This is a genomic window from Bradyrhizobium sp. F1.4.3, from assembly GCF_040548375.1.
In the GTDB taxonomy this organism is placed as follows: Bacteria; Pseudomonadota; Alphaproteobacteria; order Rhizobiales; family Xanthobacteraceae; genus Bradyrhizobium.
This window is the reverse complement of record NZ_JBEPRN010000001.1, coordinates 1,361,466-1,384,074: the sequence shown is the minus strand read 5'-3', so window position 1 is coordinate 1,384,074 and position 22,609 is coordinate 1,361,466. Positions and strand designations below refer to the sequence as shown.

Annotated in this window: 22 protein-coding genes; 9 read left to right on the top strand and 13 right to left on the bottom strand. The window is 63.8% G+C overall.

Translation table 11 applies throughout. From position 1 onward, the window contains the following. The first annotated feature begins 10 nt into the window (after positions 1-10). Positions 11-223: a hypothetical protein gene (locus tag ABIB73_RS06715; RefSeq protein ID WP_354222265.1), complete on the top strand. Its 213-nt coding sequence runs from the start codon at positions 11-13 to the stop codon at positions 221-223. 3 nt (positions 224-226) lie between these two features. On the opposite strand, the gene ABIB73_RS06710 is transcribed toward ABIB73_RS06715, so the two are convergent. The 4 genes from ABIB73_RS06710 to ABIB73_RS06695 all read right to left on the bottom strand — a co-directional run bounded on the left by ABIB73_RS06710 (position 227) and on the right by ABIB73_RS06695 (position 5,170). Then, a complete protein-coding gene (locus ABIB73_RS06710; RefSeq protein WP_354222264.1) occupies positions 227-805 on the bottom strand; it encodes a GNAT family N-acetyltransferase in 579 nt (192 codons plus the stop codon). Between the two features lie 6 nt (positions 806-811). Then, on the bottom strand, positions 812-3,169 hold the full coding sequence (locus tag ABIB73_RS06705) for an Orn/Lys/Arg family decarboxylase (RefSeq protein WP_354222263.1): 2,358 nt from the start codon (positions 3,167-3,169) through the stop codon (positions 812-814). Positions 3,170-3,253: 84 nt separating this feature from the next. Next, complete coding sequence (locus ABIB73_RS06700; RefSeq protein ID WP_354222262.1) at positions 3,254-4,441, bottom strand: cupin domain-containing protein; 1,188 nt, start codon at positions 4,439-4,441, stop codon at positions 3,254-3,256. 249 nt (positions 4,442-4,690) lie between these two features. Beyond that, entirely contained in the window at positions 4,691-5,170 is a 480-nt protein-coding gene (locus ABIB73_RS06695; RefSeq protein WP_354222261.1) for an Lrp/AsnC family transcriptional regulator, read from the bottom strand. A gap of 141 nt (positions 5,171-5,311) precedes the next feature. Between ABIB73_RS06695 and ald the strand changes: the two genes are divergently transcribed. Then, complete coding sequence (gene ald / locus ABIB73_RS06690; RefSeq protein WP_354222260.1) at positions 5,312-6,427, top strand: alanine dehydrogenase; 1,116 nt, start codon at positions 5,312-5,314, stop codon at positions 6,425-6,427. Between the two features lie 88 nt (positions 6,428-6,515). Here ald and ABIB73_RS06685 read toward each other — a convergent pair whose 3' ends face one another. Genes ABIB73_RS06685 through ABIB73_RS06670 form a run of 4 tightly spaced genes read right to left on the bottom strand, consistent with a single transcriptional unit; the run spans position 6,516 to position 11,207 of the window. Beyond that, entirely contained in the window at positions 6,516-7,151 is a 636-nt protein-coding gene (locus ABIB73_RS06685) for a 2-hydroxychromene-2-carboxylate isomerase (RefSeq protein ID WP_354222259.1), read from the bottom strand. Between the two features lie 11 nt (positions 7,152-7,162). Further along, positions 7,163-9,079, bottom strand: coding sequence for an NAD(P)/FAD-dependent oxidoreductase (locus ABIB73_RS06680; RefSeq protein WP_354222258.1), 1,917 nt, complete (start codon positions 9,077-9,079; stop codon positions 7,163-7,165). Beyond that, positions 9,076-9,717, bottom strand: a complete 642-nt coding sequence (locus tag ABIB73_RS06675) for a TetR/AcrR family transcriptional regulator (RefSeq protein ID WP_354222257.1) — start codon at positions 9,715-9,717, stop codon at positions 9,076-9,078. The genes ABIB73_RS06680 and ABIB73_RS06675 overlap by 4 nt, the downstream gene beginning before the upstream one ends. Then, a complete protein-coding gene (locus ABIB73_RS06670; RefSeq protein WP_354222256.1) occupies positions 9,714-11,207 on the bottom strand; it encodes an AMP-binding protein in 1,494 nt (497 codons plus the stop codon). The genes ABIB73_RS06675 and ABIB73_RS06670 overlap by 4 nt, the downstream gene beginning before the upstream one ends. Positions 11,208-11,377: 170 nt before the next feature. Here ABIB73_RS06670 and ABIB73_RS06665 point away from each other — a divergent pair, with 170 nt between their 5' ends. The 7 genes from ABIB73_RS06665 to ABIB73_RS06635 all read left to right on the top strand — a co-directional run bounded on the left by ABIB73_RS06665 (position 11,378) and on the right by ABIB73_RS06635 (position 17,680). After that, positions 11,378-12,637 (top strand): ABC transporter substrate-binding protein, encoded by a 1,260-nt coding sequence (locus tag ABIB73_RS06665; protein ID WP_354222255.1) that lies wholly within the window; start codon positions 11,378-11,380, stop codon positions 12,635-12,637. An 84-nt stretch (positions 12,638-12,721) separates the two neighbouring features. Next, complete coding sequence (locus ABIB73_RS06660) at positions 12,722-13,624, top strand: branched-chain amino acid ABC transporter permease (protein WP_354222254.1); 903 nt, start codon at positions 12,722-12,724, stop codon at positions 13,622-13,624. Next, positions 13,621-14,640 (top strand): branched-chain amino acid ABC transporter permease, encoded by a 1,020-nt coding sequence (locus ABIB73_RS06655; RefSeq protein ID WP_354222253.1) that lies wholly within the window; start codon positions 13,621-13,623, stop codon positions 14,638-14,640. The genes ABIB73_RS06660 and ABIB73_RS06655 overlap by 4 nt, the downstream gene beginning before the upstream one ends. Before the next feature lie 2 nt (positions 14,641-14,642). Beyond that, positions 14,643-15,398 carry an ABC transporter ATP-binding protein gene (locus tag ABIB73_RS06650; protein ID WP_354222252.1) on the top strand — a complete coding sequence of 252 codons (756 nt, stop codon included), beginning with the start codon at positions 14,643-14,645 and terminating at the stop codon, positions 15,396-15,398. Continuing rightward, positions 15,395-16,108, top strand: a complete 714-nt coding sequence (locus ABIB73_RS06645) for an ABC transporter ATP-binding protein (protein WP_354222251.1) — start codon at positions 15,395-15,397, stop codon at positions 16,106-16,108. The genes ABIB73_RS06650 and ABIB73_RS06645 overlap by 4 nt, the downstream gene beginning before the upstream one ends. A gap of 163 nt (positions 16,109-16,271) precedes the next feature. Further along, positions 16,272-16,490, top strand: coding sequence for a hypothetical protein (locus ABIB73_RS06640; protein ID WP_354222250.1), 219 nt, complete (start codon positions 16,272-16,274; stop codon positions 16,488-16,490). Between the two features lie 131 nt (positions 16,491-16,621). Continuing rightward, entirely contained in the window at positions 16,622-17,680 is a 1,059-nt protein-coding gene (locus ABIB73_RS06635; RefSeq protein WP_354222249.1) for a YeiH family protein, read from the top strand. A 184-nt stretch (positions 17,681-17,864) separates the two neighbouring features. Here ABIB73_RS06635 and ABIB73_RS06630 read toward each other — a convergent pair whose 3' ends face one another. From ABIB73_RS06630 to ABIB73_RS06610, 5 genes are all read right to left on the bottom strand, one after another. Next, on the bottom strand, positions 17,865-18,737 hold the full coding sequence (locus tag ABIB73_RS06630) for an ABC transporter ATP-binding protein (RefSeq protein WP_354222248.1): 873 nt from the start codon (positions 18,735-18,737) through the stop codon (positions 17,865-17,867). Then, positions 18,734-19,645, bottom strand: coding sequence for an ABC transporter permease (locus tag ABIB73_RS06625; RefSeq protein ID WP_502918392.1), 912 nt, complete (start codon positions 19,643-19,645; stop codon positions 18,734-18,736). Before ABIB73_RS06625 ends, ABIB73_RS06630 begins: the two co-directional genes overlap by 4 nt. After that, positions 19,642-21,063, bottom strand: coding sequence for an ABC transporter substrate-binding protein (locus ABIB73_RS06620; protein WP_354222246.1), 1,422 nt, complete (start codon positions 21,061-21,063; stop codon positions 19,642-19,644). The genes ABIB73_RS06625 and ABIB73_RS06620 overlap by 4 nt, the downstream gene beginning before the upstream one ends. Before the next feature lie 165 nt (positions 21,064-21,228). Then, complete coding sequence (locus ABIB73_RS06615; protein WP_354222245.1) at positions 21,229-22,005, bottom strand: Crp/Fnr family transcriptional regulator; 777 nt, start codon at positions 22,003-22,005, stop codon at positions 21,229-21,231. A gap of 210 nt (positions 22,006-22,215) precedes the next feature. Beyond that, positions 22,216-22,521, bottom strand: coding sequence for a gamma-butyrobetaine hydroxylase-like domain-containing protein (locus tag ABIB73_RS06610; RefSeq protein ID WP_354222244.1), 306 nt, complete (start codon positions 22,519-22,521; stop codon positions 22,216-22,218). Positions 22,522-22,609: the final 88 nt, after the last annotated feature.

The window sequence follows — 22,609 nt, the reverse complement described above, 5'->3', positions numbered from 1 at the left end:
GGGAGGTCCCATGTCAACTTATGTCGTCAGGTTCATGAAGGACGTGCTCGGCCAGTACGGCCGCGAGATCGAGGTTTGCCAGGGTGCGATCGAGATCGACGCCGCCGACGAGGATGAGGCCAGGGAGCGGGCGAAGGCGAGGTTTTGCAAGGACCAGGCGTTGCATCATTGGTCGCTGCATGCCGACCGCATCCAGGTAAGATCAGCTGACTTTCCGTCGTGAGGTCTAGCGCCCGGGCGCGGTGACAGGCGGCGGCGCTGTCGCGCCGGCGCCGAGCGAGCGCTGCACCATGACGGTGTCGGACCAGCCGCCGTGGCGATAGGCGACGCCGCATAACAGGCCGGCGCGCACGAAGCCGAATTTCTCGTGCAGCGCCAGCGAGGGGGCATTGTCGGCATCGATATAGCCGATCATCTGGCGGAAGCCGGCCGCCGCGCAAGCATCGATCAATTCCTGGAGCAGAAGCCGTCCCACACCACGGCCGAGATGCTCGTGGTGGACGTAGATCGAATGCTTGGCCGTGTAGCGGTAGGCCGGGCGCTTGCGAAACAGCACCGCATAGGCGTAGCCGACGACCTCGCCGCGAAAGGTTGCGACCAGGTGGGGCAGGCGGGTCTGCTTCAGGTTCTTGCGCCGGTCGCGCAGATCGTCCGGCTCCGGCGCGCCGGTTCCCTCGATGTCGCGGGGCACCCCGTTGCGAACGTGATGGCGGTAGATCGCTAGCATCGTCTCGACATCGCTTTCGCGTGAGGGGCGAACCAGGACCGGTTCGTCATCCGCGCGCATGACGGCTGTTTCGTTCATCGGCACCTACTCGGCAACGACGTAAGTATAGAGCCCGATGCGGCCCTGGGCATCGACCTCCTTATAGACGCCCTGGATCTCGACGTCGAAGCCCGGAAACGTATTGAAGCAGGTCTCGAACATCTTGAGATAATCGACCATGGGCTTGGCCCGCTCCGTCAGCCGCTCGCCGGGAACGATAGTGGCAATGCCCGGTGGATAGACCACGAAGGGCGTGGTGGCGATGCGGCCCGCGATCGCCTCGATCGGCAGATAGTCGACGTCGTTGCGGAACAGGAAGCGCGCGGCGTCGCGGGGCGACATCGCGATCTCCGGCATGTGCTCGGGCATGAACTGCCGCGCCTGGAGCGCACTGACGTCGGCGGCGCGGAAGAAGCGATGCATCTCGCCGCAGAGATCGCGCAGCCGCACGCCGGCATAGCGGGCCTGCCGCCGCTGATAGAATTCCGGGATCGCGTCGGCCAACAGCGCATTGTCGTCGTGGAGCCTCTTGAACGCGACGAGGCCGGAGATCAGCGTGCCGGCCTTGCTGGCCTCGACGCCGGGGGTGAGCAGGAAGAGCAGGGAGTTGAGGTCGTTCTTCTCGGGAACGATGCGGTTCTCGCGCAGATATTGCGCGACGACCGGTGCGGGGATGCCGTGCTCGGCATAGGCGCCGCTGGTGCGGTCGAAGCCGGGCGTCAGCAGCGTCAGTTTGTTCGGGTCGGTCATGGCAAAGCCTTCGGTGAGGCCGGGGAAGCCATGCCAGGTGCTATCTGGGGAGAGCTGCCAGAGCGCGGGATTGGTCGCGAGTTCGTCGGTGGAGAGGGTTTCCCAGGCAACGTTGTGTGCGGCGCCGGGGCGGCTGACATCGGGAATCGCGATGCGATCGGGAACGAAGGGTTCGAAGAACCAGCGGCGATCCGGATTCTGCTCCTTCTCCTCGAACTCGCGGCGCATCGCGCGGATTTTTTTGCGGAGCTCGATACCGAGGCGGATCGTATCGTCCCATAGCACCTCGCCGGAGCGCCCCTTCATCATCTGCGCGCCGACGTCAAGCGAGGCGAACAGCGGGTAGAATGGCGAGGTCGAGGCGTGCTGCATGAAGCTTTCGTTGAAGCGGCGGTGCTCGACGCGCCGCTTCTGGCCGCGGATGTGGCGGTCCTTGATATGGATTTGCGACGCCTGCGAAAAGCTCGCGAGCTGCTTGTGGGTCGACTGCGTCGCGATGATGCCCGGGGCTTCGGGGGGAAGGTTGGCGAGTCCCATCGCGAAACGCCCGGCATAGAGCGGGTGGAACTTCATGAAGCCGGCCCAGGCCTCGTCGAACAGGATGTACTCGCAGAGATGGCCGATGCGCTTCAAAACCATCTCGGCGCTGTGGATCGAGCCGTCATAGGTGCACTGCTCGACCACGGCGACGCGGAACGGCCGTTCCTTGCGCCAGGCATCCTTGTCCTCGACCAGCGGATGGTTGCGGATCGCCTCGCGCAACGCCTTTTCGTCCAGCGCGTCCCAGCGCATCGGGCCGATCAGGCCCCAGGCGTTGCGGATGGTCGGGACATAAATGGGAACGCCGCCGTTGATCATCAGCGCGCCGTGATGGGCGGCCTTGTGGTTGTTGCGGTCGAACAGCACGAGGTCGCCATCGGTGACGAGCGCACCGAGCGCGACCTTGTTCGAGGTCGAGGTGCCGTTCAGCACGAAATAGGTCTTTTCCGCGCCGAAGATTTGCGCGGCTTCCTTCTGCGCCTTCAGCGCCGGGCCTTCATGGGTAAGGAGGTCGCCGAGATCGAGCACGGAATTGTCGAGGTCGTCGCGGAATACGGATTCGCCGAGATGCTCAACGAAGACGCGGCCGATCGGGCTGCGGTTGTAGAACACGCCGCCATTATGGCCCGGACAGGTCCAGAGCTGATTGCCTTCCTCGGCATAGTCGACCAGCGCGCCAAAGAACGGCGTCTTCAGCGTCTCGGCATATTGCTTGAGCCGGCTGATCAGGTTCTTGGCGATGAAGGTCGGGGTTTCCTCGGACAGGAAGACGTAGCCGTCGATGAAGTCGAGCACCTCGACCGGAAGGTCTTCGAACCGCTTGCGCCGGATCAGGAGGATGATCGGGAAGTCGAGGCCGCGGCGCCGCATCAGGTTGATCAGCGCAGACGTCTTGCCTTCCAGTCCCTTCTTGCCCCAATCCACCACCATGCAGCCGATCGCGGCGTCGGTCTGCACCGCCATCTCCGCGTCTTCCAGCTTGCGGGCCCGGACCACCTCGAAGCCGGAGCGCTGGATCTCCTCGATGATCTGGTTGAAGCGGACGCCTTCGAGATCGTCGGCGTCGAACACAGGTGCGGCGAACAGGAAGTTGAAGCGCTTGAAATAGTCCATGTCAGGTCCCGAATGTGCCAGAGCCGACAGCTCTCGGCACATTCGATGACAGTTCGATGACAGTGTTGCCGCGCGACAGAGCGGTCAGCTCGCAGCGGCGATGATCATGCGCTTCCGCCCGAAATTCGCCACCGCGGCCTCCGGAACCCCGAAATTGTTGGCCAAGAGATGGTGCGGCGCCTTGGCCAGCCAATCGGTCAGGCTGCTTTCGCGGTAGTTGCCGCTGTCGAGCACTCCCACCACCTCGGCATCTTCGTTGCCGACATTCTGGATCGAGTGGCCGCAGTTGCGCGGGATGTAGGCACAGTCACCAGGCGAAAGCTCCGCGACGGCGACGCGTTTGTCGAAAGCGAACAGGGTGACGCGCGTGCGGCCCTTCAGCACGTAGTGCCACTCATTGGCGTCGGTATGCCAATGCGGTTCGTGCATCGCGCCGGCCTTGAGCTTGAGGACCAACCCCGTCATGGCGCTCGAGACCGGAAACTCCTTGGCGGAGGCCACATAGAGCTGGCCGCCGGCCGTGCTCACACGCGGCTTCTGCGACATCAGCGGGAAGCGGTGCGTTCGATCGCGGTCCAGCGCGCGGGCAACCTTCGCCTGCGGACCGTCGAGGGCCAACACCTCGCCCTGCATGATGTAGGTCTCGGCCTTCGGATTCGCGCCGAAGATCTCGGCTGAGACACCCAGCGCCTGCGACAGGGTCGGGGCGTCGTAACGGCTCATCCAGTCGCTGACGCCGAACGTGCCGTGCTCGGAGTAAAGTCCGTCGTCGAAGGCGAGGATGGCATGACAGGGGGCAGGGCCCAGCGTCTGGATGGCGTGGCTGTGACCTGTCGGAAAATACCAGAGATCGCCGGGCCCCAGGTTGACGATCTCGAGCTGGCCCTCCGGGTCGACCACCGTCACCTGGCAATGGCCGTCGACGACATACGCCCACTCGGCCGAGTTGTGCCAATGCATCTCCCGGGCGCCGCCCGCGTTGATGAAAAGGTGTGCACCGGCAATGCCGGTCGCGAGCGGAAGGCCGCGGGTCGTCACCTCGCGCGCCCAGCCCCCGGACGTGGCCTTGATCGGTCCCTTGTCCAGCGATGCCGTGAACACCATCGGATCACCGGATTTCCGCGGGATCGTCTTCAGGAACTCCGACGCCGGAGCAACGTCGTAACCGGCGGCATGTCCGTCCGGAGCTGCAAGCAAGGATTTTGAGGCGCCCAGGACGCCGGCGCCGAACGCAACTGACTGAATGAATAAACGACGGTTGGATTTAAACATCGAACACCTCAAGTAAGAGATTGCGTGAAGTGCGTCGCGAACCGGCAGCGCCACGCTCTTCAATTAGGTCTGAGGAGCGCGGTGGTGGGCCTCAACCATTCGGTTGAAGAGCGGTTCAATTTTCTTTGATGGCGAAAAAGGCGCAGCTGTTGGCCGATCGCTTGACAGCGTGTTTGGCAATCGGCGGACGATGTCCACAACGGCGTGACGAGGACATTCGCACCTGAGGGGATACCGACGTCCGGCTCGCTACCGCTTCGCCTCGCCGAACACCACGGTCGGCACCGCGCGGTTGACGACCTCGCGCAGCGCGAAGCTTGATTGCACCCGCGCCACACGCGGCAGCCGTGACAGTTCGGTGCGGTGGATGCGCTCGAAATCCTGGATGTCGCGGGCGAGCACGATCAGGATGTAGTCGTCGTCGCCCGACATCAGGAAGCAGCGCACCACGGAAGGGCATTTCACCACCTCCGCCTCGAACGCCTTCAGCGCCTCGTCGCTCTGGCTCTCCAGCGCGATGCGGACCAGCACTGTCGTGGTGAGGCCGAACTGCGCCAGATCGAGCGCGGCCTGGTAGGCCTGGATGTAGCCGTCATCCTCCAGCGCTTTCTGCCGCCGCGCCAACGCCGTGCTCGATAGCCCGACCTTGTTGGCAAGCTCGGTGTGGCTGGCCCGCGCATTGGTCGTGAGTTCCGCGAGGATGGCGAGATCTTTCCGGTCGAGGGCCAAGGTTTCGTTTCCAGCGTGAAAGGGGACTTCCGCGCCGGAAACCGGCGCGTACGGGTCGAAACTAGCGGATATTTGCACGGAACCAAACCGGTCCCGTCGCTACGATCACCACGAGAATCAAGACATTGGAAGGAGCCCAAGATGCGTGTCGGTGTGCCAAAAGAGATCAAGGTGCAGGAATATCGCGTCGGGCTCACCCCGGGCGCCGTCCGTGAATATGTTGCGGCCGGGCACCAGGTGACGGTCGAGACCGGCGCCGGCAGCGGCATAGGCGCCTCGGATGATGTCTATCGACGGGCAGGGGCGGAGATCGCTGAGAACGCCCGCGACGTCTTTGCCAGCTCCGACATGATCGTGAAGGTGAAGGAGCCGCAGAAGAGCGAATGGGCCCAGCTTCGCGAAGGCCAGATCCTGTTCACTTACCTCCACCTCGCGCCGGATCCGGAGCAGGCCAAGGGCTTGCTCGCTTCCGGCTGCACCGCGATCGCCTATGAAACCGTCACCGACGCGGCCGGTCACCTCCCCCTGCTCGCGCCGATGAGCGAAGTCGCCGGTCGCCTCGCCATCGAGGCCGCCGGCGCCGCGCTCAAGCGATCGGCCGGCGGCCGCGGTTTGCTGCTGGGCGGCGTGCCCGGCGTGCAGCCTGCACGCGTCGTCGTGCTCGGCGGTGGCGTCGTGGGAACGCAGGCCGCGCGCATGGCCGCGGGCCTTGGCGCGGAAGTCACCGTGATCGACCGTTCGATCCCCCGGCTGCGCGAATTGGATGATGTCTTTCTCGGGCGGGTGCGCACCCGCTTTTCGACCATCGAGGCGGTCGAAGAGGAGGTGTTTTCCGCTGACGTCGTGATCGGTGCGGTGCTGGTGCCCGGCGCAAGCGCACCGAAGCTCGTTACCCGCGCGATGCTCAAATCGATGCGGCCGGGCGCCGTGCTGGTCGACGTCGCGATCGACCAGGGCGGCTGCTTCGAGACCTCGCACGCAACCACACATACTGATCCGACCTACGAGGTCGACGGTGTCGTGCATTACTGCGTCGCCAACATGCCGGGCGCGGTGCCGGTGACGTCGAGCCAGGCACTCAACAATGCGACGCTGCCGTTCGGCCTGATGCTCGCGAGCAAGGGTTTTGCGGCGGTGCTGGAAAATCCGCACTTGCGCAACGGGCTCAACGTCCATCGCGGTCGCATCACCAACAAGGCGGTGGCGGAGAGCCTCGGGCTGGAATTCGCGCCTGTTGGGAGCGGGCTCGCAGCGTAGAGCATGATCCGGAAAAGTACGCAGCGGTTTTCCCTCGCGACAAACGCGGAACGCGTTTGCGCGGAGATCATGCTCAAATAATTAGAGCCTACGCCGGCTTGCGGTGGCGGCTGCCGAGTGCGGCTTCGATGGTCTCGGGCTTCTCGATGCGCTCGATCAGCATGTCGATGCGATCGCCGCCCCAGAACAACTCGCCGTTGAACACCATGGTTGGAACGCCGAACACGCCGAGCGCTTCGGCCTCGTCGATGATGCGGTCGTGCTCGGCGCGCGCGGGGCCGTGGACGTAAGCCTCGAATTCGCTGGCCGAGCCGCCGCATGCGGTGACGATTCCGGTGATCTCTGCGCGATCGTCGATCTCCAGCTCATGGCTCCAGAAGCGCCGAAACACCGTGTCGTGGTACGGGCGGAAGAAGCCGTGGCGCTGGGCAAACAGCATGCCGACACTGGAATGGAAGGCATCGTAGATCCGCCGCGGCCCCTTCATGACGAGCCCCTGCGCATTGGCGTAGCGCCGTGCATCCATATAGGCATAACGCACCTTGCGCCAGAAATGCGGCGTGCGGTCTTCGACCGTCCCCATGAATTCGGCGACGCGCAGGGTGTAGGGCAACCATTCCAGCTCGACGCCGTGCGTCTCCTCGAGCGCGAATAGCCGCTTGTTGGCGACGAACGCGTAGGGGCTCTTGTAGTCGGTGTAGACACGCACGCGCGGCTTGGGCATTGGCGGCTTCCTTAAGCTTGTACCTTCGTCAGCTTGTACTGCCCCAGATCCGGGTCATGCGTCATGCGCCAGTAGTCGACGAACCGCCACGGCATCGCCGAGAACACGCGGCCGCTCGCGTTGCGGTAGTAGGTCGTCATGCCCGGATGGGTCCAGATCATGGTTTCGTGCTCGGCGTCGACCTTGCGGACGTAATCATCGAGCACGTCCGGTCGGACGTCGATCGCGGCGATGTCGTGCTCGATCATGTCGACGAGACAGCCCGAGATATAGCGGCTTTGGCATTCCGACTGGAAGATGACGCTGCCGCCGTGTGCGGGTCCTGAGTTCGGGCCGAGCATGCAGAAGAAATTGGGAAAGTCAGGCACGGTGAGGCCGAGGAATGCGGTCGGGTTGTCGTGACCCCACGCATCGCGCAGGTTCTTGCCGTCGCGGCCGCTGATGTTGAGGCGCGCCGCCATCTCGGTGACCTTGAAGCCGGTCGCCACCACGATGATGTCGGCGGGGCGGTGCTCGCCGTCAGCGGTGACGATGCCGTCGCGGTCAAAATGGTCGATCGCATCGGTGACGAGCTCGACATTGTCCCTGGTCAACGTCTTGAACCAGTTGTTGTCGAGCAGGATGCGCTTGCCATAGGGCGGATAGGTCGGCACGCATTTCGAAATCAGGTCGGGACGATCCTTCAGCTCGGTGAGGATGAAATCGGTCAGCTCCTGGCGGTGCCGGTCGTTGCCCTTGTTGACGGCGCGCTCCGGATGCGGCCAGGCCGGGTCCTTGCGCAGGAACGGCAGCAGGCCGTCGCCATAGCGCCAGAACATGTTGAAGCGATACCACTGCACATAGAACGGCAGATGCGCGAGCAGCCAGCGCGCGCCCTCGCTGATCGGATCGGCATAGCCCTTCACCGGCCGCGCCCATTGCGCGCTGCGCTGATAGACGGTGACGGAGGCGACGCGGCCGGCGATCGCTGGCACGAGCTGCATCGATGTCGCGCCGGTGCCGATCACGGCGACATGCTTGCCTTCGAGGTTGATGTCGCCCGACCACAGCGCCGAATGCAGGATCGTTCCCTTGAAGTCTTCTTCGCCCTTGAAGTACGCGCGGGAGGGATCGTTGAGCTGACCGATGGCCGAGACCAGCGCGGTGGATTCAAACGTCTCTTCGCCGTTCTTCGTCTTGAGCGTGGATATCCAGCGCCGCTTGCTTTCGTCCCAGCGCGACGAGGTCAGCTCGGTGTTGACGCGCAGATGCTTGCGGATGCCATATTCCTCGGCGACCTTCTGGAGATATCCGAGCAGTTCCTCGCGCTGGCAGAAATAGCGCGTCCACGCGTTGCGCGAGCCGAAGGAATAGGAATAGGAGTGGTTCGGCGTGTCGACGCCGCAGCCGGGATAGCGGTTGATCCACCAGGTGCCGCCGAGCTCGTCGTTCTTTTCCACGATGGTGTAGGGGATGCCGAGATGACCGAGCGCCACGCCGAGCGCGATGGCGCAGACGCCGGCGCCGACGATCAGCACGTGCTGGTCCGCGAGCTTCGCGTCGGAAGGACGATTGGCCCAGTGCGGCTCGCGCGCCACAAAAGCCATCTCTTCGCGCATGAGCGGCGCATATTCCGGCGCCACGTTTTCGCCGAGGCAGGCGCGCATCATCGTTAGGAGCAGCTCCTCGCCGGGATCGGTGATGACAGGTTTTGGCGTGCCACTGGCGAAGAGGTTGACGACCGCGGCACGGATTTCGTCCTGGACCTCCTTGGGCACCCCGGCCTCGGGATCGGGGATGAGGCGGATGTCGCGTTGGGGCAGATAGGGTGGCTCGAGCCAGCGCGCGTCGCCGGTCATGTGCACCAGCACCATCAGCAGGCAGCGGATGTCGCCTTCGGCGATGGCCGAGGCGAGGTCGAGCGGCTTGCGTGGAGATTCGATGTTCATGGCGTTTCCTGATCTCCGGATGAACTGAACAGGCCGCGCGTCATCAGCTTGCGATAAGCGGAGATGACGTGGTCGGGCACGGCGGTGACGCCGCCCGCCGAATAGGAGTAGCGCCGGCTGAGATAGCCGCGCGAGCCCATCAGCATGTGGACGATGGCCTCGAACTCCTCGTCGCTGAAATCCTCGATCGCGCCGGCAAGACGTGCACGGCGCAGGATGCGCACATAGGCGACCGAGATGTTGTCGAGATGCTTCTGGTAGCCGATCGGCGCGAAGAACTCGGCCTCGTTGAGGATGCGCAGGAATTCCGGCACCTCGCGGATGAAGTCGAAGAAGGCGGAGAAGCGCTCGATCTCCTGCCACGCCGCATCCGCCGTGCCGGTGCGGGCGCGGATGAACTCGACCATGTCGAGGCCGATCTTGGGCAGCAGCTGGTCGAGCAGCTCCTGGCGATTCCCGAAATGATTGTAGAAGGTGCCTTGCGCGACGCCGGCTTCCTCGGTGATGCGGGCAACGGAGGCTTCGGCATAGCCGTGCTTGCCGACGACTTTCGTCGCGGCCTCAAAGATCTTCTGCTTGGTCCAGGCGTTGCGCTCGACGCGATTGAGCTTCGTCACCTTTGCGTCCGCTTGCGTCATTCAAAAGTCTCCAGCTCGGCGCGCAGCACGCGCTTGAGGATCTTTCCACTGGGATTGCGTGGCAGGCTGTCGCGGATGACGAGCTCTTTTGGAACCTTGAAGCTCGCCAGGCGCGCGCGGCAGTGATCGGTGAGGGCAGAAAGTTCGAGTGTTGCGCCCTCGGCCAGCACGACGATAGCGACCGGCCGCTCGCCCCAGCGCGGATCGCGCAGGCCGATCACCGCGACTTCGCGCACCTCCGAGAGCTCGTAGATGACGCGCTCGACCTCGGAGGAGGCGATGTTCTCGCCGCCCGAGATGACCATGTCCTTCTTGCGGTCGGTGAGGTACAGAAAGCCGTCGTCGTCGAGATAGCCGACGTCGCCGCTGCGGAACCAGTCGTCAAAGAAGGCCGCGGCCGTCTTCTCCGGATCCTTCCAGTAGCCGCGCGTGATTTTCGGACCGCGCAGGCAGATTTCACCGTCGATGTTTGGCGGCAGCGTTTTGCCGTCCTCGTCGCGGATTTCGATCTCGACATGGGCAATGGCGCGGCCGGTCGAGCCGATCTTCTCGATCTCGCGGCCGGCGTCCATGAAGGTGTCGCCACCCACGGTCTCGGTGAGGCCATAGGCGTCGATGTAGCGCGCATTGCGAAAATATTCGGAGAAGGCGCGGATGCGCAGCTCCGGTGTCTTCTCGCCGCCGCCGATCGCCCATTTAAGGCTGGAGACGTCGTAGCGGTCGCGGGTGGGGCAGGTGAGCATCGCGGTGGTCATGACCGGTGCGAACCAGGCGGCGTTGAGTCTGTCCTCTGCGATCGCCGCAAGCGCGTTCTCCGGCTCGAAATTGCGTTCGATGTGGATGAAGCCGCCATGCCAGAGTACGGCGATGCCGGGCAGGTCGAGTGCGCCGACGTGGTAGAGCGGGCCGACGACAAGTAGCCGCGTATCGGCGCTCAGGGAGAGCGCAATGGTCTGGTCGGCCGACTTCCAATAAAAATTGTCGTAGGAGAGCATCACGCCCTTGGGGCGATCGGTCGTGCCCGAGGTGTACATCAGCCGCATCAGGTCGGATGGCTGGCGCACGTGCATCGGCGCCGGTGGCGCGTCGCCCGCGAGGTGCGTGACACTTTGCTGTGTGGCTTCGTCGAGCACGACGATGGTTGCTCCCGCCGCATTCCCAGCCAGCTCCTCGTCGACGATCAGGAGGCGCGCGCCGGCGTTGCCGGTGATGTAGCCGACCTCGTCGCGGGAGAGACGGAAGTTGATTGGCAGGAACACCGCTCCGAGATGGCTGGTGGCGAACACCAGCTCCAGGAACGTCGCGCTGTTCTTCATCAGCACCGCGACAACGTCGCCGGCGCCAATGCCGCGCGCGGCGAGCCAGCCGGCGACCTTCCGGATGCGCGTGTCGAAGACGGCGTAGGAGATCTCCTCGCCGCGATATTTCAGCGCGGGCCGCTCCGGCGTTCGCCGGGCATGAAAGGCGATGAAGCTTGAAAGATTGATCATTTTGCGGGTTTTGGGCCGGTTGTCGGCCTCGTTTCCTCCCTTGATGAATTATGAGTCGTAATTCATCTTTGGCTTGACGTCACCCCCCTGCCTCTGAAATTGTTGGGAACACGGAGACGAGACGATCTCCGAGGGATCAGGAAACGCCGACCCGACAGAGGGAGGGGAAAATGAAGAGAACCCGCACGCCGGGCATCAGCCGCCGTTCAACGCTGGCGCTGATGGGCGCCGGTGCGATGACTGTCGCCGCGCCTTGGGTGGCGCGCGCCCAAGCCAAGACCATCAAGATCGGCATGCCGACGATTTTGTCGGGTCGCGTCGCGCAGCTCGGCACGTCGTCGCGCAATGCGGTGATGCTCGAGGTCGAGAAGGTCAACGCCGCCGGCGGCCTTGCCGGTCGGCCCATCGAGATGGTGATCCGCGACTCCAAGGGCCAGCCACAGGAGGCCGCCCGCGTCGCGCGCGAGCTCGTCAACACCGACGGCTGCGAATGGCTGATCGACGGCGAGGCGTCGTCCGGATCGTTCGCGGTGCATGAAGTGGCGCGCGATCTCGGGGTGCTCTGCGTCCACACTTGCTCGGAAGCGTCCTCGCTTACCGCCGATCCCAAGCAACACATCCCGAACGCGTTCCGCTGCGTGCGCCAGGGCATTCACGATTCCATCGTCGGCGGCAGCTATGCGGCTGCGATCGCCAAGACCAAGGGCCTGAAGAAGTGGGCGACCTGTTCGCCCGACTATGCCTATGGCCGCGACACCACCGGCGAGTTTACGCTGTACCTGAAGCGCTTCGCGCCCGACGTCGAGATCATCAGCGAGTCCTGGCCAAAACTGTTCCAGCCTGACTACACCGAGGTGGTGACGAAGATTTTGCAGGCGAAGCCGCAGGCGCTATACTCCTGCTTGTGGGGCGGCGATCTCACCTCGTACATCGACCAGGCCAATATCTACGCGATGTTCGGCCAGATGGAGGTGTTTGCGGTCAACATGGCCGACTACACCGCGCTCACCGTGGTGAAGAACCTGCCGAAGGGCATCCACTCCGGCAACCGCTACATCAAGACCTTCCCGGCGACGCCGGAGAATGCCGCCTGGGGCGATGCCTACAAGGCGAAGTACAACGAGTATCCGACCAATTGGTCGTGGCAAAATGCGACTGCCGTGATGTTCCTGGCTGAGGCCGCGAAGAAGGCCAATTCCACCGACGGCAAGAAGATCGCGGAGGTGCTGGCCGGCCTCACCATCAAGTGCCCGTTCGGCGCCGACGGCACCGTGACCATGCGCGCCGACGACCACACGCTGGTCGGCTACGCCATCGGCTGGGGCACCACGATCCCGCAGGAGCCCTATGTTCCCGAGGTCAAGGCCGGCGACTGGAAGACCATCTTCGAGCTCGAAGCCGAGTGGAAGAAGAGCAAGGGCTACACCTGATCGCGCAAGGCGGAGACGGATCACCGCCTCCGCCTTGTTTCGCTTTTCGCGCCGGGACCGGCGCGCCACAATGAAAGAGCTCCCGTGGATCTCGATGCGCTCGCCGGCTGCCTTTCCAGTTCCTCCTGCCTGGTGACGCAGACCACCAGCGGGCTCATCATCGGCATGCTGTTGTTCCTGGTCGCGGTCGGGCTGACGCTGATCTTCGGCGTGCTCAAGATCGTGAATTTCAGCCACGGCGCCTTCTATATGTTCGGCGCCTATTTCGCGATGACGGCCTATCAGCTCACGGGCAGCTTCGCGCTTGCAATGCTCGCAGGTGCGGCTGGCACGGCCATTCTCGGTTTGATCTTCGAGCGCGTCTTCATGAGCCGGGTCTATGGCGCGGACGTGCTGATGCAGCTCCTGGTCTGCTACGCCTTCGTGCTGATTTTCGACGACGTGGTGCGGCTGATCTGGGGGGCGGAATTCAAGTCGATGGGAATGCCCGCGGCGTTCCAGGTGATGCCGCTGTTCATCGCCGGCGGCGTGGTGCCGCCTTATTACCTGCTCTTGATCGGCGTGGCGCTCGTCGCCGCCATCGTGCTCGGCATCGGCCTGTCGCGCACGCGCATCGGCAAGGTGATCCGCGCGGCCGCGCATAATCCCGGCATGGTTTCGGCGCTCGGCATCAACACTGGCCTGATCTATGGCGGCGTGTTCGCGCTTGGCGGTATGCTCGCAGGCCTCGCCGGCGCGCTCGCAGCGCCGGTGCGCTCGCTGACGCCGGGGATGGGATTTTCGGTGCTGATCGAATCCTTCATCGTCACCGTGATCGGCGGCATGGGCTCGATCCTGGGCGCGCTGATCGGCGCGCTGCTGCTCGGCCTGATTCGCTCCTTCGGCTCGCTCGGCTTTCCCCTGTTCACGGAGGGCCTGATGTATCTCTTCATGGTGATCGTGCTGGTCTCCAAGCCCACCGGCCTGTTCGGCAAGGAGGCGGCATGACCGAGCTGGAGGCCGGGCGCGCCGAGAGGCTGGTGCCGATGCGCAATGGCGCCGTGCTGCAACGCTACCGCGATGTCCTGATTGCGCTGATTGCCTTCGCGGTGCTCGCGAGCCTGCCAATGTTCACCGGCAGCAAGGCGCTGCTCGACTTTGTCATCCGCTGCTCGGCCTATGGGCTGTTCGCGACCTCGCTCAATCTTCTGGTCGGCTACACCGGCCTGACCTCGTTCGGCCACGGCATGTTTTTCGGCCTCGGCGCCTACAGTTTTGGCCTGATCATGCAGAAGCTTGCCGTGCCGATCCCGGTCGCCTTCGTCGCGACACTGGCGATCACCGCGATGATCGCGGCCATCATCGGCGCGATCTGCGTACGATTGAAGGAGATCTATTTCGCCTTCGTCACACTCGCCTTCCAGATGCTGATCCATTCGACCATCCTGTCCTGGGCCTCCTTCACCGGCGGCGACCAGGGCTTGCGCGGCGGCATTCCGCGGCCCGTTTTCCTTGGCGTTGATCTTTCGAACCACGTCCATCTCTATGTCACGTGCTGCGCGCTCCTCATCCTTGGCCTGCTGGCAATGCGCCAGATCGCGCAATCGCCGTTCGGCTACACCTTGCGGATGATCCGCGACAACGCCGCCCGCGCGAGCTTTCTCGGCATCGACGTCTGGCGCGCCAAGCTCACCGTCTTCGTTCTGGCGGCGCTGTTCGCCTCGATGGGCGGCATGGTGATGGCGCTGTTCGTCTCCGGCGCTTATCCGGAATTCGCCTATTGGACGATCTCGGGCGAGGGCATCTTCATCAACATGCTCGGTGGCGTCTCGACCTTCCTGGGGCCGATGGTCGGCACCGTGCTGCTGCTGCTGCTCAACGACACCGTCACGCGGTTCACCGAGTACCACGGCATCGTGCTCGGGGTCGTCATCCTGTTCTTCGCGCTCGGCCTGCGCAAAGGATTGCTGGATTTCGTCGCCGAATGGTTCGCGCACCGGCGCGAGGCGGGCGAGGGGCGCTAGCGATGCTCGAGATCCGCAACCTCGCAAAATCTTTTGGCGGCGTGAAAGCGACCAACGACGTCACGCTCGACTTCCCCGACGGCTCTCTCACCGCGGTGATCGGCCCGAACGGCGCGGGCAAGAGCACTTTCTTCAATTTGATCACCGGCGCGCTGAAGCCGGATTCCGGCCAGGTGCTGCTCGACGGCGTCGATCTCGCCGGCCGCTCGCCGCCGGAGATCGTCCGCCACGGCATCGGTCGCGCCTTCCAGGTCGCCAGCATCTTCAAATCGCTCACGGTGCAGGAGACCATGCTCGCCGCCGTCAGCGCCGACCAGCGCACCTCCGCGGTGCTGCACAAGCGTTTCCCGCTGCCGGAGACGCGCGACCGCGCAGAGCATGTGATGGAGCTGTTGGGCCTGGCCAGTAAGCGCCATCGCACCGCTTCGACATTATCGCATGGCGACCAGAAGCTGCTCGATATCGCGCTGGCGCTGGTGCTCGAACCAAAAGTGCTGCTGCTGGACGAGCCGACCGCGGGCATGGGCCCGGAGGAGCGCTGGCGCATGATCGACAAGGTGCGCGAGCTCTGGGACACCCAGAAGATCACCGTCGTCTTCATCGAACACGACATGGACATCGTATTCAAGATCGCGCCAAAGATCGTCGTGCTTTGCTACGGCCGCATCCTCGCGACCGGCACGCCCGACGAGATCCGGAGCAACAGCGCGGTGATCGAGGCCTATCTCGGCACCGAACATGCGGGAGCCGCCGCATGAGTATAGCCATCATCGAAGTCGCCGATCTCGACGTCTATTACGGCACCAGCCAGATCCTGTTCGGCGTCGGCCTCTCCGTGCGCCAGGGCGAGACCATGGCGCTGCTCGGGCGCAACGGCGCCGGCAAGTCGACCACCATGAAGGCAATCATGGGTCTCGCGCCGCCGCGGCGGGGCAGGGTCAGCCTGCGCGGTGCTGTGATCTCGGGGTTGAAGCCGCACCACATCGCGCGCGCCGGTCTGGGCTTCGTGCCGGAGGATCGCCAGATCTTTCCGGAGCACACGGTCGAGGACAATCTCGTCATCGGTCGCAAGAAAGGGCCAGACGGCCAGGACGAATGGCCGATCAAGCGCATCTACGACGTCTTCCCGCTGCTGGAGCCGCTGCGCCATCGCATCGCCGGACGCCTCTCGGGCGGCGAGCAGCAGATGCTCGCGATCGCGCGCACGCTGATGGGCAATCCGGCGCTTCTGCTGCTCGACGAACCCAGCGAGGGCCTCGCGCCGATCATCGTGCAGCGGATCGGCGAGCTGCTGCGGCAACTCCGCGGCATCGGCTCGACCGTGCTGATCGCCGAGCAGAACATGCATTTCTGCTTGGGCCTGGCGAGCCATGCCACGGTGATCGACAAGGGCCAGATCGTCTATGCCGCAGGGATCGATGAGTTGAAGGCCAACGACGCGATCCGCCGCCGCTATCTGGCGCTTTAGCCGGGCGCCCAACCGCCGAACCGGCCAAAAGAAGAAAACTATTGCCCCGAGGGTGCCCGGCGGAAGGAGTTTCCCTTCCCGGGGGCAAAAATGCCAATCGCTTCCATTGCTGTTTTGGGCCGAAACAACGACATTTCCGTCAGAAATTGATGGATTGACTGCCATGGAACGCAACCGATTTGAGCCCTTCGGCGAGCAGCTGGTGTCCGCGACGGACACCCAGCCGCAGTCGCGCGCGTCAAAGCTTCTGCTGCGGGCCGGTACCGGTCTGTTCTGGTCGCTGGTCGCGGCGATCGTCTTTGCGCGGGCGGCCTTCTTCGAGCCCGGTGTCTACGACGGCTTCAGCCACGTGGCCTCGCTCGCCAAAAACCTGTTCTTCTAAGGCTGGCCTGATTTTCTAAGGTCAATTATTCCGGGACTGAGGACAGAACTTCGCTCGGCCCTGATATGTCGAAAACTTATTCCCCAGCGGGGCGACCCTGCGTATAAATCGTTCTCCTCTGGGAGAGATTTGTGTCGCAGAATCAAGCATCGAGCCCGGCCGACGCCAAGCCGACCACCGCCGCTAGCCGCATCGTCGCGCTGATTCCCGGCATTCTCCTCTGCATCGTCGTGGCCGGTGTTTCGGCCCTGCTCGAACGGGCCGAACTGGGCGTGTTCGAGCATCCCTATGTCGAGGCGCTGGTGATGGCGATTCTGCTCGGCATGGCCGTGCGCAGCTTCTGGAAGCCGGCGCCGCGCTGGCAGGCTGGCATCGCCTTCAGCGCCAAGCAGCTCCTCGAAGTCGCAGTCATGCTGCTGGGCGCCTCGATCAGCTTTGCCGCGATTGCGGCCTCGGGCATCGCGCTTTTGGCGTCGATCGCCGCCGTGGTCGTCATCGCGCTCAGCGTCTCTTTCGGTCTTAGCCGTTTGCTGAGGCTGTCAACCCGCCTGTCGATCCTGATCGCCTGCGGCAATTCGATTTGCGGCAATTCCGCGATCGCGGCCGTGGCGCCGATCATTGGCGCCAGCAGCGACGAGATCGCATCCTCGATCTCGTTCACGGCGATCCTCGGCGTGATGATGGTGCTGGGCCTGCCGCTGCTGATTCCGCTCCTGCAACTGACAGCCACGCAATACGGCATCCTAGCCGGCCTGACCGTCTACGCGGTGCCGCAGGTACTGGCGGCGACAGTGCCCGCTGGACTCATCTCCACGCAAATTGGCACGCTCGTGAAGCTGATGCGCGTGTTGATGCTGGGGCCGGTCGTCGTCGGCCTCTCGCTGGTCGCCTCGCGCTGGCAGACCGGCGCCAAGAAAACCAATGTCGGCTTCTTCCGCTTGGTCCCCTGGTTCATCCTCGGCTTCCTCGTGCTCGCAACGTTGCGTTCGCTCGAGATCGTGCCGGCTACGGTGGTGGGACCGGTGACGAAGATCACCAGCTTTCTCACCGTGGTGTCGATGGCAGCGCTGGGCCTGGGCGTCGACGTGCGCGTGCTCGCCAATGTCGGCGGCAGGGTGACGGCGGCGGTGACGCTGTCGCTGATGCTGCTGCTCGGCATCAGCATCGCGCTGGTGCACTGGTTCAAGTGAGGGACGCGACGCTCGCGGCCGGCGAGTGTCCGCCGGTGAAGACGTAAATCGAAGCTGCCGTAGGGTGGGCAAAGGCGCGTAAGCGCCGTACCCACCATCTTCCAAAAGTCGAGATAATGGTGGGCACGCTCCGCTTTGCCCACCCTACGAAACTGACTTTTCCGCAAGCGGGGCGAGGTGAAAATCAAATCACATCCGCGAGCGAATGCCCGTTCAGCTCGATGTTGAGCCCCTGCATGCCCATGTCGTTGATCTCCCCGCCCATCGCCTTCAGGCTTTCCTCGCGGATCAGAGACATCAGTCCGCGGCGCAGCGCCAGAAACTCCGACGACATCATCATCGCTTGCTGCCGCGGCCGCTCCAGCGGGATCGGAATCTCCGCCTTGATCGAGCCGGGGCGCGCGGTCATGCAGTAGACGCGGTCGGAGAGAAAGATCGCTTCATCAATGTCGTGGGTGACGAACAGCACCGATATCTTCAGCCGCTGCCACATGTTGGTGAGGATCTGCTGCATGATGACGCGGGTCTGCGCGTCGAGCGCGCCGAAGGGTTCGTCCAGCAGCAGCACCTTTGGTCCCGTCGCGAGCGCACGGACGATGCCGACGCGCTGCTTCATGCCGCCCGAAAGCTTATCCGGATAATGTTTTTCGAACGCCTCGAGGCCCGCGAGCCCTAGCAGCGTGCGCGCGGCGCGCTCGCGCTGCGAACGCGCCATGCCGCGCATCTTCAGGCCGAACTCGACATTCTCGCGCACCGTCTTCCAGGGGAAGAGCGAATATTGCTGGAACACCATGCCGCGCTCGGCGCTGGGACCGTTGACCCGCTCGCCGTCGACGGTGACGACGCCTGTGGTAGGCTTCAGGAAGCCCGCGACTGCATTGAGCAGCGTCGACTTTCCGCAGCCGGAGGGGCCGACGATCGAGACGAACTCGCCGGGTTTGACATGGATCTGCGTGTCGGTGACGGCCTGAACCGGCCCCTCGATGCTGTCATAGCTGAGCGAGAAATTCCTGACCTCGATGTGGCCCTGCGGGGGCTTGGCAACGATCTCGCTCATCTTGACCTCCACGGCATCACCAATTGGCCGGCACCCCGGATCAGCAGGCTCGACCCCAGGCCGAGCACGCCGATCGCGATCATGCCGAGCGCGATGTCGGCATACTGGACCAGCGAATAGGCCTCCCAGGTGAAATAGCCGATGCCGTATTGGCCGGAGATCATCTCGGCGGCGATCAGCGACACCCAGGCCACGCCCATGCCGACCGTGAGGCCGGTGAAGATGTGCGGCAGCGAGGCCGGAAAATACACCTCGCGGAAGATCGAGCGTTCGCGCGCGCCGAGACATTGCGCGGCGCGCACCAACACGGGATCGACCAGCGACATGCCGTGCAGCGTGTTGACTAGGATCGGGAAGAACGAGCCGAGGAAGGTGATGAAGATGATGCTCTGCTCGTTGGTCGGCCACAGCATGATCGCCATCGGGACCCAGGCGATCGCGGGGATCGGCCGCAGCACCTCCGCGACCGGGAAGACGATCTCATGGATCAGCTTGAAGCGGCCCATGACCAGCCCGAGCGGCACGGCGACGATGGCCGCGAGCGAGAAGCCGATGAAGATGCGTCGGCAGCTCAGCGCGATGTGCATCAGGAATTTGGGATCGTGCATCGCCTTGGTGAAGCTGGCATAGACCGCGAGCGGCGACGGCACGTTGGTGAAGCGCACGAAGAACACGACGCGATAGGTCGTGAGCAGGTGCCAGACCAGCAGGAAGGCGGCGAGCGAGATGATGCCGATCGCGATCGCCCGCAGCCCGTCCCGGTTGAGCCGGTACCAGCGCAGCGCCAGTGTACCGAATGCTGTGGGTTTTGCGGGCGGCGCGGCGGTCGACGCGGGCTCCGCTTCCGTGGTGGCAACGGCCATTGGCATGCTGTCCTCGGAATGTCTGAGGAGGGCGGGGCTGCTCACGTCTTGCCTCCGCTGACCGCCGCCTTCACCGCGTCATCGAAGCCGAGCACCTTGCCGCTGATCTTGGTGGCATAGGCTTCGGCGTCCTTCTTCAGCAAGAACGGCGCGACATCGCCATTGCCGACCGCGAAGAAGGCCTGGTCGGCGAACAGCTTGATGCCGCGGGTGGTGTCGAAGACGTAGGCGACGTTGATCTTCTTGCCCTTGGCCTTGAAATCGGCGTAGGCCCCTAACGTGCAGGCGGCGGACGCAAACGGCAGGATGCCGGCCTCGTCGACCCAGACCTCGCCGGCCTTGCGCGGATCGGTGATCGGCTTCTTGCAGAACGTATCTGCGCCGGAGATTTCATAGTTCTTGGTGCTGCCGAGCTGCGCGTCGTAGTCGAGCTTCATCTCGGCGTAGGCCTTGCGGATGTAGCTGTCGTCGACCCATGTCTTCGGATCGAACTCCTTCATGCGGCCGAGGTTCTGAAGCACCTTGACGTCGGTCGCGGCCGCATCGATCAGTGCCGGCTTGACCGTGGGGTCGGTGGTCATGTTGCCGCTCGGCCCCAGGAAGATGTAGACGACTTCCTTGTTGATGCCGGTCCATTCCTGGATCTTTTCCGCGGCGAGCTTGGGATTGTCGCGCAGCCATTGGTTGGCGGCGATCAGCGCCTTCATGTAGGCGACGACGACCTCGGGATATTTTTCTGCAAAATCGGTGCGGACGACGATGCCGTGGAAGGTCGGCAGATTGGTCTCGACGCCGTCAAAGATCTTTCGCGCAAAACCGCGGAACGGCAACAGCTCGGCGAAGGGGACGAAGTCGGCGTGTGCGTCGATCTTCTTCTCCTGGAGATTGGTCGAGCCAACTTCCGGACTCTGGCTGACGAGCTGGAAGAAGTCGGACGCATAGCCGCGGTCCTGCATCGCCTTCAGCACCATGCCGTGCGCGGCCGAGCCGAAGGGAACGCTGACGAGCTTGCCCTTGAGATCGGCGAGATCGTAGTAGGGCGAATCCTTGTGGACGACGATGCCGTTGCCGGAGCCGGACAGGCTGTAGGCGGCGATGCCGATCAGGCGGCTCTTGCTTTCAGGGTTGCTGTCGAAAGTGAAGCCGTTCACGATCAGCGGATAGTCGCCCATCATGCCGATCTGGAGCTTGTTCGCCATCATCGCATTGGTGACGGGTGGACCGGAGGTGAAATTCTGCCACTCCAGCTCGAACTTGATGTTGGCGTATTTGCCGTCCTTCGGCAGGTATTTTTCGAGGAGATGCAACTGGCGGATGACGACGCCGGCGGTCACCGTGTTGGTCGTGGTGTCCTGCGTTCCGATGCCGAGCGTGACGGTTTCCGCCGAGGCCGGCTGCGCGAGGATCAGCGCCAGCGACGTCACCGACATCGCGATCGAGAGCGTGGGAAGATGGCGGACCATTCTCATCCTCATTCGGTTGGATGTGCTGTGGTCGCCATGATTGGGTGAGGGCGCGGACAGGGCAAATCCGGAATGATCGCCGCAGTCGATTAGTTGCCGGGAAAAACTGATTGCATACTCCTTGGGCAGTCCTGCACTATAAAGCCGCTTGTCTGTGCATCGACCCTAGTCGCTGCCTTGTCCGCGCATCTCTTCCAGCACGTCGGGCCGGCAGACCACGATTTGCGAGCGCTTCGTCAACACGATTCCCTTCTCCTGCATGCGCTTCAGGCTGATCGTGACCCATTGCCTTGTGGCGCCGACCATGTGGGCGATGTCGGCATGGGTGAAGGCGGCCGCGATCACCCGGCCGTCGGCATCCTCGACGCCATAGAGATCGACGAGATGCAGCAAAAGATGCGCGAGGCGCTGCGTGATCGAGCGCGTTCCCAGCATCTGGGCCAGCGCCGAATAGCATTTGCCCTTGAAGGTCAGGCCTTCGATCAGGCCGATGGCCAGGTTCGGAATCTCCACGGCAAGCGACCGCAGCTCCTTTCCGGGCAGGTGCACCACGCTGCAATTGCTGGATGCGACGCCGGACCATTGATGCACGGTGCCTTCGAACACTTCGGGCCCGCCGACGAAATTGCCGACGTGCCAGTAGGCGAGCGTAATCTCGCGCCCAAGCGGAGAGGTATAGAACACGCGGATACGGCCGCTTTCGATCAGCCAGATGCCGTCATGCTTGCCGCCCTGGCTGAACAGGGTCTGGCCGCGGTTGAGCACCTTGCGGCGGCCCTGCTTCAGCACCAGCTCCCGCTCGCGCGGCGTCAGCTTGTCCATCAGCGGCGGCGGTCCGCCGATCCATTGCTGGTTTTCGGTGAGCAGCAGCGAGGAGCTGCCAACAGGCCGGACCGTTGCGGGAACCGTCCCGCGAACCACATTGGCCGCCTGCAACATCATCTGCCTCCGGAACGTTCAAACCGTTCTAAAGAGGAGCAATGTCCGTGCCAGATGGGGTGACGTCAACGCGCTGCGTCATTCCGGGATGCGCGCAAAGCGCGCAGGCCCGGAATCCATAACCACGAGCGAGGGTTATGGATTCCGGGCTCGCCCTTCAGGCACCCCGGAATGACAAGCCTGGCTTTCGCCGAGACGACATTGAGGGAGCGGTTACCGCCGCGCCAAACTCAGCAAATATGGCTTCGGATAAATCCCCCGATCATGTCCATCCGAAAACGAGATGTTCAGCCCGTAACCGAGATCGCCGATCTCGGTGATGGCGATGCCGGGAAAGCGCTCGGGGAAGCGGCCGTCGAAGCGGGCGCGGGTGCAGTGGGCGCATTTGCAGGAGAGGCGGAGCTGCTCGGCGGCGAGCCTGACCTCATCGTCGCGCGTGGTGCGCACCACGAGCGTCGCGAGATCGGCGCTGGCTTCATAGTCGGTCACTGTCGGCGCCACCGATGCGATCATGGTCATGACGAACCTCCGACTCCTCTTTACGTCGGCGCAGGCCGGCGAGAATAGCAACTAATTGCCAGAGCAGGCGCGCAGCGAGGGCGGTCGC